This is a genomic window from Streptomyces sp. WMMC940, from assembly GCF_027460265.1.
Taxonomy (GTDB): domain Bacteria; phylum Actinomycetota; class Actinomycetes; order Streptomycetales; family Streptomycetaceae; genus Streptomyces.
The window spans coordinates 4,708,642-4,721,502 of sequence record NZ_JAPZBC010000001.1 but is presented as its reverse complement, the minus strand read 5'-3'; the positions used below and the strand labels follow the sequence as shown (position 1 = coordinate 4,721,502).

Below are 12,861 nucleotides of genomic sequence, written 5' to 3'. Positions count from 1 at the left end.
CGGACGTGGCAACTCTGGCACATCTTCCGAGCGGTCCGGCGCGGGGGTCCGCGAAGGATGCATCCGTCCCGGATTTCCCTTACTTGGGAAAATGCCCGAATTGATACGGCATTGCCGTCACAAGCGGATTGCCGGTCCAAGGCGTCCCTTGTACGACTTTTCCCCGTGGACCTCCACGGTCCCAGGGAGCCGTATCCGGAACACCCCGTTGGGACAGGGCTCACACGTTTGGGGGCGCCCCCTCGATCGGGCGTCCGAGCACACCCGGTCGCGTCTGCCACGGCAACGGGCCCCCGGGCGGCCGGTAGTCGACGCCGAGCGCGTCAAGCCGGGCGTAGTGGACGGACATGCGCCGCTCGAAGTCCGCGAAGTCCCGGTCGGCGGGGACGGGCAGGTCGGACCAGACGACCTCCGCGAAGGCCGCGAGGCGCGGGAAGACCTGGTAGTCGACGCGTGAACGGTCCTGCATCACCTCGGTCCAGACGTTGGCCTGGGCGCCGAGGACCCGAGCGGTCCCGGGCGTCCCGGCGAGCTCCGGCGGAACCGGCTCGAAGCGGAAGACGTCCTCCAGCGTGCGCACGTACCCGATGGGCATCGGCTCGTCCTCCCCGGCGGCCTGCCGGTGGTCGAGATACACCTGCTGCTCGGGGCACATGACCACGTCGTGGCCCGCGTGTGCGGCGGCGATCCCGCCCGCGTAGCCGCGCCAGGAGGACACCACGGCGCCCGGGGTGAGGCCCCGTTCCGCGGTCCCGCCCTCCAGGATCTCGTCCCAGCCGACGAGCCGGCGGCCGCGGTCGGCGAGCCAGCGGTCGAAGTGCCGGACGAACCAGGACTGGAGTTCGTCCTCGCCCGCGAGGCCCAGCTCCGCCATGCGGGCCCGGGCGGCCGGGGACGCCTGCCACTGGTCCCTGGGGCACTCGTCGCCCCCGATGTGGACGAACGGGGAGACGGAGGCGGGGAAGAGCTCCAGGACCTCCTCGAAGACCCCTTCGTAGAAGCGGAGGGTGGTCTCGGTGGGGGCGAGGACGTTCGGGCTGACGCCCCAGCTGTCCCACACGGACAGAGCGGTGGTGTCGACGACGTCGGTGTTGCCGAGCTCCGGGTACGCGGCGACGGCGGCCTGCGAGTGGCCGGGGACGTCGATCTCCGGAACGACCGTGATGTGGCGCTCGGCGGCGTAGGCGACGATCTCGCGGATGTCGTCCTGGGAGTAGTAACCGCCGTGCGGTGTCTCGTCCCAGAGCGCGGACGCGCGGTGTCCCCACTTCGTGCGGGAACGCCAGGCGCCGACCCCGGTGAGGCGCGGACGGCGCCTGATCTCGATGCGCCAGCCCTGGTCGTCGGTGAGATGGAAGTGGAACGTGTTGAGCTTGTGGGCCGCGAGCAGGTCCAGCATCCGCAGGACGTCCTCTTTGGGGCGGAAGTGCCGGGCCACGTCGAGCATCAGACCGCGCCAGCGGAAGCGCGGTGCGTCGTGGATGGTGACGGCGGGCACCTCCCACTCCCGCCTCCCGGTCACGGGAGCACGCCGGAAGGCGTCCGGGCCGAGCAACTGGCGGAACGTCTGGGCCCCCCAGAACACCCCCGCCTCGCTCGCTCCGTCGATGGCGACCACGAGACCGTCCGCCGTGAAGCGGTACGCCTCGGGGCTGCCGAGTTCTTCGGCGAGCCAGGGGACGACGCGCAGCAGGACACGGTTGCCGCTGCCCGTGTGCGGCGGGAACGGGTGGCCGGTGGCCGCACCGACGGTCGCACGCAGCCACCCGGCGACCCGCTCGGTGCCGGGGTGCGCCTCGAACCCGGTCTCCGCGTCGATGACGCACCCGGTGCCACCGCCCGGCAGCGAGGCGGACACCCGTACCGGAGCCGGAATCAGTTCCAGCCGGGGCTCGGGGAAACGGGAACGCTCGCTCATGCCCTCAGTCCTTCACGGCGCCGCCCGACCCGGGGACCGGACGCCGTTGCACGAGTACGATCGCGCCGAACGGCCTTCCCCGGATCTCCTTGCCGGCCGGCGACTTCATGAGGTCCACCGAAGCGTACGGTGCGAACTGCTCCCCGTTGCACCGATGTCGGCGGCCCGCGAAGGCCCGGCGATCGAGCCCGCGTTGACACCGGGCTGCGGGACGACCGCGCACTCGCCCTTCACCTCGCCCACCCCGACGGCCGCACGGTTGGAGTCGCCGCCGATCGCCGTCACCGACTCCATGGCGGTGGGGCCGGCGTCCGTCGCCTCCGCCCGGGCCGAACTCCTCGGTGACGTCGGGGAGTCCACCGTCCCCGACGTATCCGGCCGAGTCCGTGTTGCCGTGCCCGACCAGATCGGGCGCGCTCCCCGGGTCGTTGAGGGCCGCCTTGATCCGCTGGGCGCGCGTACCGGTGGGTATGTACTCGACCGCCACCTCCGGACCCTCGCGGCCTGGCCCGGAACGACGCAATCGCCGCGTCGACGACCTGCTCCTTCGGCTTGTCGCCGATCTACCACTCCGCGACCGGCGGCGCACACCGTGCGACGGGACGCGTACGGGCAGCGGCGCACCGACGTGCGGGGGCCGGGGAGACACCGCGCGGGCGCCGGGCAACACGAACGGCCCCCGGGACGCACCACGCCGGTGCGTCCCGGGGGCCGTCCCCGAGCCGGAAGGAAGGTCCGGCGGCCGGCGGACCGGCCGCCCGGCTACTTCTTGTCCTTGCCGCCCTTGTCCTTGTCCCCACCGGAGCCCATGGACTCGTAGATCTCCTTGCACATCGGGCACACCGGGTACTTCTTGGGGTCGCGCCCCGGAACCCAGACCTTGCCGCACAGTGCCACCACGGGAGTGCCGTCGAGGGCACTCGCCATGATCTTGTCCTTCTGGACGTAATGGGCGAAGCGCTCGTGGTCGCCGTCGCCGTGCGACACCTGGGGTGTCGGCTCCACGAGGGTGCCCGTACCTGCCCCGCGCTCGGGCTCGAGAGTGCTCATAGCTGCCAAGGGTACTCAAGCCGCGCGGATTCAGTTCAGCGACGGGTCGTCCGGATAGGTGGCCACCATCGCGAGTTCGTTGCGCTGCCGCCGCAGCACGGACCGCCACAGCGACTCCGGCCGCGGGGAGGAGACGTCACCGGGCTCGGACTCCACGACGTACCAGGCACCCTCGCCCAGCTCGTCCTCCAGCTGACCCGGCCCCCAGCCCGCGTAGCCCGCGAAGATCCGCAGCGAGCCCAGCGAGGAGGCGAGCAGCTCCGGCGGGGCCTCCAGGTCGACGAGGCCGATCGCCCCGTGGACCCTGCGCCATCCGAGCGGCCCCTCGTCACCGGGGATGACGGCGAGGCCGAGCGCCGAGTCGAGGGAGACGGGACCGCCCTGGAAGACCACGCCGGGCTCACCGGCCAGACCTGCCCAGGGCTCCAGGATGTCGCCGACGCCGACGGGGGTGGGCCGGTTGAGGACCACGCCGAGGGATCCTTCCTCGTCATGGTCGAGCAGGAGCACCACCGCGCGGTCGAAGTTCGGGTCCGCGAGGGCCGGAGTGGCGACGAGCAGCCGCCCTGTGAGGGAGGACACCTCGGTCATGGGAGACATGATCCCGCATCTTCGCCCTCCGCGGGGAGCGGGCGTCCCGGTCCGGGCCGACGCAGCTCAGGGCGCACCGCGGCAGCGGGAGGGCGCGCCCGCCGAAGAAAGCGGATGGTGACCCTCCGGAGGCGCAACGAAACAGAACGTATTGTGCCGAATTCATTACACCTGTGGTGTGCCCTTGGCCTTACGAGACAGGGGTAGGAGGGCCTTAACCTTTTCTCTGGCCCCTGCCCGAACTCCTCCCCGGCTCCACTGGGAGGACCCTCCGGAACGCGAGATTCATGACCGGCACAGACGATGTACTGCTTGTCCACGGCGGAACCCCGCTGGAGGGCGAGATCCGCGTCCGCGGCGCCAAGAACCTGGTGCCGAAGGCTATGGTCGCCGCGCTGCTCGGCAGCGAGCCGAGCCGGCTGCGCAACGTGCCCGACATCCGCGACGTACGGGTCGTCCGCGGTCTGCTGCAGCTGCACGGGGTGACGGTGCGCCCCGGGGACGAGCCCGGCGAACTGGTGCTCGACCCGACACACGTCGAGAGCGCCAACGTCGCGGACATCGACGCCCACGCCGGTTCATCGCGCATTCCGATCCTGTTCTGCGGCCCGCTGCTGCACCGGCTCGGGCACGCCTTCATCCCGGGGCTGGGCGGCTGCGACATCGGCGGCCGGCCGATCGACTTCCACTTCGACGTGCTGCGGCAGTTCGGTGCGAAGATCGAGAAGCGGGCGGACGGGCAGTACCTGGAGGCCCCGCAGCGGCTTCGCGGATGCAAGATCCGACTGCCGTATCCGTCGGTCGGCTCCACCGAGCAGGTGCTGTTGACCGCGGTGCTGGCGGAGGGCGTCACGGAGCTGTCGAACGCGGCGGTGGAGCCGGAGATCGAGGACCTGATCTGCGTCCTGCAGAAAATGGGCGCGATCATTTCCATGGACACCGACCGGACCATCCGGATCACCGGTGTGGACCGCCTCGGCGGCTACACCCACCGGGCGCTCCCGGACCGGCTGGAGGCGGCGTCCTGGGCCTCGGCGGCGCTGGCGACCGAGGGCAACATCTACGTGCGCGGCGCGCAGCAGCGCTCGATGATGACCTTCCTCAACACCTACCGGAAGGTCGGCGGCGCCTTCGAGATCGACGACGAGGGCATCCGCTTCTGGCACCCGGGCGGCTCCCTCAACGCGATCGCCCTGGAGACCGACGTGCACCCCGGCTTCCAGACGGACTGGCAGCAGCCCCTGGTGGTGGCGCTCACGCAGGCTGCGGGCCTGTCGATCGTGCACGAGACGGTGTACGAGTCACGGCTCGGCTTCACCTCGGCGCTCAACCAGATGGGTGCGCACATCCAGCTGTACCGGGAGTGCCTGGGCGGCTCGGACTGCCGCTTCGGCCAGCGCAACTTCCTGCACTCGGCGGTCGTGTCCGGCCCGACGAAGCTCCAGGGCTCGGATCTGGTGATCCCCGACCTGCGCGGCGGCTTCTCGTACCTGATCGCGGCGCTGGCGGCGCAGGGGACGTCCCGGGTGCACGGGATCGACCTCATCAACCGCGGCTACGAGAACTTCATGGAGAAGCTCGTCGAGCTCGGCGCGAAGGTCGAGCTTCCGCGCGGCGCGGTCGTCTGACCCACCCGTCTCTCCGAGCGCCGGTCCGGGCGCCCCGCGGCCCGCCGGCGCTCGGTGCGTTCCCGTACGCGACGGGGGCGGGTGCGCCGTCCCCGCGCGACCGCGGGCACCTCGCCTCCGACCCGACCGCGTACAGGCGCCCGTCCCCCGTGCACCGCAGGCACGCACCACGGCCGCAGGCAGACACCTCCCCGCACCGCCGACGCCGGGCGCCCACGGCCGGGCGCCGCGCTCGGGCGGCACGGCCGCACTCGCGCCGAAGGCCGCGCGCGGCGGCGCGGCGGGGCCGCCCACGGTCCCGTGCGCCCCGCCCCGACGCCCCGGTGGGCAACGCACGCCTCCCTGAGGCGGCCTCCTCGGCGGCCCAGGCGTGCGCGGGGTCCCGACCGGGGCGCCGCGGCCCGTCGCGGCCTCGGACAGCGCGAAGGCGGCCACCCCCCGACGGGAAGTGGCCGCCCTCGCGCTCTGGGGCTTACTTGCCCTTCGCGGCTTCCTTGAGCTTGGAGCCCGCGGAGACCTTCACGCTGTAGCCGGCCGGGATCTGGATCGGGTCGCCGGTCTGCGGGTTACGAGCGGTGCGAGCGGCACGGTGGGTGCGCTCGAAGGTCAGGAAACCGGGGATGGTGACCTTCTCGTCGCCCTTGGCGACGATCTCGCCGACGACCTCGGCGAAGGCGGCCAGCACAGCGTCGGCGTCCTTGCGGGTCACCTCGGCACGGTCGGCCAGCGCGGCCACCAGCTCACTGCGGTTCATGTTCTTACTCCCGTGTTCTTCTTGCCTGTGAGGCGTGAGATCGAAGCCGATGCTGCCAGGGCCCTCGGACAGTTCCCCGGACCCGGGTCTGCTGTCAGACCCTCGCGCCCAATTGAGCATCCTGCCCCCACCAGCGGCGGGAAAGCCAATCCGGCACCCTCCGGAGTCACACGAAAAGCGCCACTGGCTCGTTCCGGTGACGTTCCGTCGACTCCCTGCGGACTCCACGGAGCCGGAACGGTCCGAAGGAGCCTCCGGAGGACGGATCCTCCGAAGTCGTGCGGCCCGTAGCGGGCCCATGGTCCGCCACCCTAAGGGCGGTTTTCCGGGCCCGCGACTCGCGACGCGCCGGACTCAGGACGGGGTGGGGCCCGTCACAGCCGCGCCCGCCGCCCTCGCGGCGTCCCGGACGGCCCCGGCGACGGCGCCGGCGACCTTGTCGTTGAAGACGGACGGGATGATGTAGTTCGGGTTGAGCTCGTCCTCGGTGACGACGTCCGCCAGCGCCGTGGCCGCGGCGAGCATCATCTCCGTGTTGACGGTGCGCGACTGCGCGTCCAGGAGGCCGCGGAAGACACCCGGGAACACCAGCACGTTGTTGATCTGGTTCGGGAAGTCGCTGCGGCCGGTGGCCACAACTGCCGCGGTCTGCCGGGCGATTGCCGGGTCCACCTCGGGGTCGGGGTTCGCGAGCGCGAACACGATCGCGCCGTCCGCCATCCGCGCGACGTCCTCCGCGCCCAGCACGTTCGGGGCGGAGACGCCGATGAACACGTCGGCGCCGCGCACCGCTTCCCTCAGCGTGCCGGTGACGCCCTCGGGGTTGGTGTTGTCGGCGATCCAGCGCAGCGCCGACCCGGGGGCGGCGTCCACGAGGTCCTCGCGGCCGGCGTGCACGACGCCGTGGATGTCGGCGACGACGGCGTGCTTCACGCCCGCCGCGATGAGCAGCTTCAGGATGGCCGTACCGGCCGCTCCGGCGCCGGACATCACGACCCGGACGTCCCCAACCGCCTTGCCCACCACGCGCAGTGCGTTGGTGAGGGCGGCGAGCACGACGATCGCGGTGCCGTGCTGGTCGTCGTGGAAGACCGGGATGTCGAGGGCCTCGCGCAGCCGTGCCTCGATCTCGAAGCAGCGGGGCGCGGAGATGTCCTCCAGGTTGATGCCGGCGAAGCCCGGGGCGATGGCCTTGACGATCTCGACGATGGCGTCGGTGTCCTGGGTGTCCAGGCAGATCGGCCAGGCGTCGATGCCGGCGAAGCGCTTGAAGAGGGCCGCCTTGCCCTCCATGACGGGCAGGGCGGCCTTCGGGCCGATGTTGCCGAGGCCGAGCACGGCGGAGCCGTCCGTCACGACGGCGACGGAGTTGCGCTTGATGGTGAGGCGGCGGGCGTCCTCGGGGTTCTCGGCGATGGCCATGCACACGCGGGCCACGCCCGGGGTGTAGACCATGGAGAGGTCGTCACGGTTGCGGATGGGGTGCTTGGACTGCATCTCGATCTTGCCGCCGAGGTGCATGAGGAAGGTCCGGTCGGACACCTTGCCGAGGGTGACGCCCTCGATGCCGTTCAGCTTCTCGACGATCTCGTCCGCGTGCGTCGTGGAGGTCGCCGCGATGGTGACGTCGATCCGGAGCTTCTCGTGGCCGGACGCGGTGACGTCGAGACCGGTGACCGAGCCGCCGGAGGACTCCACGGCGGTGGTGAGCTGCGAGACCGCGGTTCCGCTCGCGGGCACCTCCAGCCGGACCGTCATCGAGTACGAGACGCTGGGCGCCGTTGCCATGGCCGAGTTCCTCTGCTTTCCCTAGCTTCGTTGCCGCACCGCCCGGTGGTGACCGGGCGGAGCCATCCGATGGTCGCACCTACCTGCCAGTAGCAGGTAATACTGGTCGTTTTGGTTTTGGAAAATTTCTTCCACCATACGAGAAGCAATGGAGCGGCAGAAGAACGGGGAAACGGAAGAGGTCCGCGTCACCGTGGTGACGCGGACCTCCTCTTCCCGATGCTCTGGTGACACCGACCCGCCATGCTCGCCTCGCGGCAAGTGGTCCCTCTGAGGGACGAAGGTTGGGCCCGGGGGCTTGGATCGAGCCGGTGCCACACACAGGCTAACAAAGAGTCCCAGAAGGTGATTCCCCGCTCCGCGAGTTGACCCCCGTTCGGCCGTCCGCCCCGTCCGGCCCGCGGTCCGCCAACAGGACGGGGGGCGTGCGGGACGTCCCCCGGCAGGTCCGGGCGGGCCCTCAGTCCCTCAGCAGATCCGGGACCCCGTCCGCGTCCGGCTCGTCGCGCCGGCCCGAGACCACGGTGAGCTGCTGGGTGGCGCGGGTCAGCGCCACGTACAGCACCCGCAGGCCGGCCGGCGACTCGTCGGCGATCTCCGCGGGCGAGACGACCACCGTCGCGTCGTACTCCAGCCCCTTCGCCTCGAGCGAACCGAGGGCGACCGCGCGGTCGCCGAGACCGTCGAGCCAGCGGGTGGCCTCCGCGCGCCGGTCCATCGCGACCACGACGCCGACGGTGCCGTCCACCTCGTCCAGGAGTCGCTGGGTCTCCAGCCGGACGGTCCGCTCCAGGTCGTCGCGCGCCACCGCGAACCGGGGCCGCAGGCCCGTCGAGCGGACGGCGCGGGGCGCCACCATTCCCGGCATGGCCAGCGTCAGCACCCGGGCGGCGAGCTCGGCGACCTCCAAGGGGTTGCGGTAGTTCACGGTGAGTTCGAAGCGCCGGCGCGGGCGGGTGCCGAGGGCGTCGTCGCGGGCCTCGGCGGCCTCGTCCGGGTCCGACCAGGACGACTGGGCGGGATCGCCCACGATCGTCCAGGTGGCGTGCCGGCCGCGGCGGCCGACCATCCGCCACTGCATGGGCGTGAGGTCCTGCGCCTCGTCCACGATGACGTGGGCGTACTCGGTGCGTTCCGCAGCCAGCCGCTCGGCCCGCTCGCGCTGGGACTCCTCGCGCTGCGGCATCAGCTCCTCCAGTCCGGTGAGCTGGTCCAGCGGATCGGCCTCGCGCTTCTTCCTCGGGCGGACCGGGGTGCCGAGGATCGCCTGGAGTTCGTCGAGGGCCGCGACGTCGTGCGCGGACAGGCCGTCGCGTCTCAGGCTGCGGGCGAGTCTTCGCACCTCGCCGGGGTTGAGGACCCTTCGTGACCAGCGGCCTAGCCGGCGCTCGTCGGCCATCGCCGCGAGCACCCCGAGCGGCGTCAGCTCGGGCCACCAGGCATCGAGGAAGTCGATGAAGGAGTCCTCCGAGGTGACGTCGTCGTCGAAGGAGGAGCGCAGCTCGGCGGCCAGCTCCGGGTCGGTGTGCCGGCCGGCCGCGCCCGACTTCGCGTACAGGGCGTCCAGGAGCAGTCGCCGGGCCCGCGGCCGCAGCAGGTTGACCGGCGCGGTGCCGCCCAGCGTGTTGTGGCGGATGCGCTGGAGCTCGTCGGACTCCAGCTCCAGCCGGCGGCCGAAGGCCACCACCCGCAGCCGGTCGGGTGTCTCGCCGAGCTCCAGGGCGCCGCGGGCCGCCTTGCGCAGCACCTTCAGCATCCGCAGCGAGCCTTTGACGCGGGCGACGGCCGGATCGTCGTACGTGGTGGCCTCGGCCCCGTCCACCAGGGAGCCGACCGCCCGGATCGCGACCTGCCCCTCCTCGCCCAGCGAGGGCAGCACGCCCTCGGTGTAGGCGACCAGCAGCGGGGTCGGGGAGACCACCAGGATGCCGCCCGCGTACCGGCGTCGGTCCTGGTAGAGCAGGTACGCGGCCCGGTGGAGCGCGACGGCCGTCTTCCCGGTGCCCGGGCCGCCGGAGACCTCCGTGACCGAGGCGGCGGGCGCCCTGATCACCAGGTCCTGCTCGGCCTGGATGGAGGACACGATGTCCCGCATGGTGTGGGTGCGGGCCTGGCCGAGCGCGGCCATCAGGGCGCCGTCGCCGACGACGGGCAGTTCGGCGCCGCCGAGGCGTGCGGTCAGCTCTGGGCGCATCAGGTCGTCCTCGACGCCGAGGACGCGGCGGCCCTTGGAACGGATGACGCGACGGCGCACGACACGGCCGGGGTCGACGGGGGTGGAGCGGTAGAAGGGCGCCGCGGCCGGGGCGCGCCAGTCGATGACCAGGGGCGCGTAGTCGCTGTCGAGCACGCCGATCCGGCCGATGTGCAGCGTCTCGGCGATGTCGGCGTACTGCCCCGTACCGTCCGCCCGCACGGCGTCCTCGGCCGGCTCGACGGAGGTGTACGCCCCGTCGGGCCCCTTCTTGCCGTCCTTGCCGCGCAGCAGGTCGATCCGGCCGAAGAGGAAGTCCTCGAACTCGCTGTTGAGCCGGTTGAGGTGGATCCCGGCCCGGAACACCTGGGCGTCCCGCTCGGCGAGCGCGCCGGGGGTGCCGACCTGGCCGCGTTTGGCGGCGTCGTCCATCAGGAACTCCGCCTCGTGGATCTTCTCCTCGAGGCGGCGGTACACCTGGTCCAGATGGTCCTGTTCGACAAGGATCTCGCGGTCCCGGACCGAGTCGACAGCGGCTTCCTGCGCGGCCACCGTGGCCCCCTTCTGACGTGCACTGGGCAGCCGTCAACCGTACGCGAAGGGGGCCGTTATGTCAGGCGGAAGGTCCGCTGTCGTGGTCCGGGTGTCCGTGGTTCAGGCGCCGACCTCCACCAGGCGCTTCCCGTCGAAGGTGCGGACCTCGAAGTGATCGATCTCGTTGCGGTCCATCGCGGCGCCGCCGTGGATGTACAGGGGCTTCTTGGCCTCTTTGTTCGTGCTGTCGGCGATGCCGTACCCGCGCTCGGGGACGGACCAGGAGGTCACGACCTCCTCCTCACCGCTCCTGGAGACGGCGATGAGGCTGCACTTCTGGGGGCCCTTGACGTTCTTGAGCTCCAGGACCGCGTGGGTGCCCCAGCCCTTCTCCTCCAGGCCGACGGTGGCGGTGACCTTGGTGACCGCGTCCGTCGCCTCGACCTTCTCCGCCATGCCGGCGAAGAACTCGTCCTCCGCGGGGCTGGTCGGGTGCGGCGCCGCGACGTTGCCCGCCGTGGCGTCGTCCTGGGTGACGACCACCGCGACCGCGGGACCGCCCAGGATCAGCACGGCCGAAGCCGCGATCATGTACATGCTGCGACGGCGCTTCCGGGAGCGCTTGACCGCGACCTCGTCCACGAGCCGGTCCAGCAGCTGCGGGCTCGGCGCCGTCGGGACCGTGGCGGTGGGCCGGGGCGGCGGCTGCATGATCCTGCTGTCGAAGGGCAGCGCGGTGGGTTGCCGGGGCACGGCCGGCTGCGCCGGGGCCTCGGCGAGCATCGCCAGCATCGGCTCCATGCCCGCGAACTCCTCGAGGTGGGCGGCACAGATGTCGCAGCCGGCCAGATGCGCCTCGAACGCGGTGGCTTCCGCGTCGTCGAGGATGCCGAGGACGTACGCCCCGGCCGTCTCGTGGACCGACCCCTCTTCGGACTGTCCGAAATGCCCGAACTGGTCCTGCCTGTTCATGCCGTGACCCCCCTCTCCTCCAGAGCGAGCTTCATGGAACGCAGTGCGTAGAACACACGGGACCGCACGGTCCCGCTGGGTATGCCGAGCTTCTCGGCCGCCTCATTGACCGTACGCCCTTTGAAATACGTCTCGACGAGTACTTCCCTGTGAGCAGGGGTCAAATCATCGAGCGCATCGGATAGCGTCATCAGCCACAACGCCTTGTCGATCTCGTCCTCCGCGGGCATGACCTCCAGCGGCGACGGATCGACCTCCTGCGGCCGGGCCTGCCGGCTGCGGTGACCGTCGATGACGATACGCCTTGCGACCGTCACCAGCCAGGGTCGGACAGAGCCGGTGGCCCGATTGAGCTGACCGGCGTTCTTCCAGGCACGGATGAGCGTCTCCTGTACCACGTCCTCGGCACGCTGGCGGTCGCCGGCCACGAGGCGGAGCACATAGGCGAGGAGAGGTCCGGCGTGCTCCTGATACAGCACGCGCATCAGCTCCTCGTCAGGGACGGATGTGCTGGTGCGCGACGAGTCGGCGCGATGCCGGGCCCTGCCTGAACGGTCATCGGCCACGGCGGCATCCTTGCGCACCTGAACCTCCCGGTCGAGACCCTGTCTGATGTCTGACTGCTTGTCTGTCGTCCATCACTACGGAGGGGGCCGCCGATCGACTCAACGCGTCCGGGAAAAACTTCCAAGATTTTTCGGCGTGACGCCCGGTTGCCCGCCGATCCGGTCGGCGATACCGGTCATAGCGCCGCGAAATGATCTCCTGTCAGGCCCTGGAGAGCGCCGCACGACGCCGGTGCCGCGCCACGCGCTCCCGATTGCCGCACACCTCGCTGGAGCACCAACGACGACGCCGGCCCCGGGATGTGTCGAGATACACACGGCGGCAGCCGTCGCCCTCGCAGCGGCGGAGCCTGGCGCGGGCCACGGGATCGGTGAGCAGGTCCACCGCGTCGCGGGCGACGGCGGCGAGCAGCGCGGCGCATTCGGGGCGGGCGAGCGGGGCCCGGACGAGTTCGCCCTCGTCGTCGCGCACGGCCGTGACGGCGGGCGGGGCGGAGGCGGAGGCGAACGCGTTGAGCCGTACGAGGGCGCCGTCCGGAACGCCGTGGCGCCCGGGAGCGGGTACGCCCGGACGATGGTCGATCTGGGCGTCCACCAAGCCCTCCACACAGGCGCGGAGTTCGCGGAACGGGGGCACCCACCGCGCGGTCACCGCGCCCAGCGGAGTGCCCGGCGGCAGCAGTCCGGCCGCCATGAGCCACCGCCCGAGCCTTCCGGGGTCCTCCGGCCCCGCCGCCACGAGGTCCAGGCAGACGCGCCCGGAGTCGAACCGCCCGTCGTACGAGCCGATGCCCATGGACTCAGGGTGCCTCTGCGAGCCCGCCCCGGGAACCCCCCGGGAACGAACCCCGGGTACGAGCCCGGGG

General features: G+C 71.5%; 11 protein-coding genes. 1 reads left to right on the top strand and 10 read right to left on the bottom strand.

The features are described from left to right. Positions 1-220: 220 nt before the first annotated feature. From O7595_RS20735 to O7595_RS20720, 4 genes are all read right to left on the bottom strand, one after another. Positions 221-1,918, bottom strand: coding sequence for a beta-N-acetylhexosaminidase (locus tag O7595_RS20735; RefSeq protein ID WP_269730145.1), 1,698 nt, complete (start codon positions 1,916-1,918; stop codon positions 221-223). 105 nt (positions 1,919-2,023) lie between these two features. Beyond that, positions 2,024-2,278, bottom strand: coding sequence for a hypothetical protein (locus tag O7595_RS33925; protein WP_443071678.1), 255 nt, complete (start codon positions 2,276-2,278; stop codon positions 2,024-2,026). 402 nt (positions 2,279-2,680) lie between these two features. Next, positions 2,681-2,968, bottom strand: a complete 288-nt coding sequence (locus O7595_RS20725; RefSeq protein WP_138054965.1) for a DUF3039 domain-containing protein — start codon at positions 2,966-2,968, stop codon at positions 2,681-2,683. 30 nt (positions 2,969-2,998) lie between these two features. After that, positions 2,999-3,559 carry a YqgE/AlgH family protein gene (locus O7595_RS20720; RefSeq protein ID WP_269730144.1) on the bottom strand — a complete coding sequence of 187 codons (561 nt, stop codon included), beginning with the start codon at positions 3,557-3,559 and terminating at the stop codon, positions 2,999-3,001. 287 nt (positions 3,560-3,846) lie between these two features. Here O7595_RS20720 and murA point away from each other — a divergent pair, with 287 nt between their 5' ends. After that, positions 3,847-5,187, top strand: a complete 1,341-nt coding sequence (gene murA / locus O7595_RS20715) for a UDP-N-acetylglucosamine 1-carboxyvinyltransferase (RefSeq protein WP_269730143.1) — start codon at positions 3,847-3,849, stop codon at positions 5,185-5,187. 472 nt (positions 5,188-5,659) lie between these two features. Here the strand turns inward: murA and O7595_RS20710 are convergent, their stop codons facing one another. The 6 genes from O7595_RS20710 to O7595_RS20685 form a co-directional block, all read right to left on the bottom strand. Next, a complete protein-coding gene (locus tag O7595_RS20710) occupies positions 5,660-5,941 on the bottom strand; it encodes an HU family DNA-binding protein (protein ID WP_017947975.1) in 282 nt (93 codons plus the stop codon). 354 nt (positions 5,942-6,295) lie between these two features. Continuing rightward, complete coding sequence (locus O7595_RS20705; RefSeq protein WP_269730142.1) at positions 6,296-7,729, bottom strand: NAD-dependent malic enzyme; 1,434 nt, start codon at positions 7,727-7,729, stop codon at positions 6,296-6,298. Positions 7,730-8,189: 460 nt separating this feature from the next. Continuing rightward, the gene (locus O7595_RS20700; RefSeq protein ID WP_269730141.1) at positions 8,190-10,475 is read right to left on the bottom strand and encodes a HelD family protein; all 2,286 of its coding nucleotides are present in this window, start codon (positions 10,473-10,475) and stop codon (positions 8,190-8,192) included. A 102-nt stretch (positions 10,476-10,577) separates the two neighbouring features. Beyond that, positions 10,578-11,429: an anti-sigma factor family protein gene (locus O7595_RS20695; RefSeq protein WP_269730140.1), complete on the bottom strand. Its 852-nt coding sequence runs from the start codon at positions 11,427-11,429 to the stop codon at positions 10,578-10,580. Further along, positions 11,426-12,013 (bottom strand): sigma-70 family RNA polymerase sigma factor, encoded by a 588-nt coding sequence (locus O7595_RS20690; RefSeq protein WP_026165301.1) that lies wholly within the window; start codon positions 12,011-12,013, stop codon positions 11,426-11,428. Before O7595_RS20690 ends, O7595_RS20695 begins: the two co-directional genes overlap by 4 nt. A gap of 184 nt (positions 12,014-12,197) precedes the next feature. Next, positions 12,198-12,791, bottom strand: a complete 594-nt coding sequence (locus O7595_RS20685) for a CGNR zinc finger domain-containing protein (protein ID WP_269730139.1) — start codon at positions 12,789-12,791, stop codon at positions 12,198-12,200. Positions 12,792-12,861: the final 70 nt, after the last annotated feature.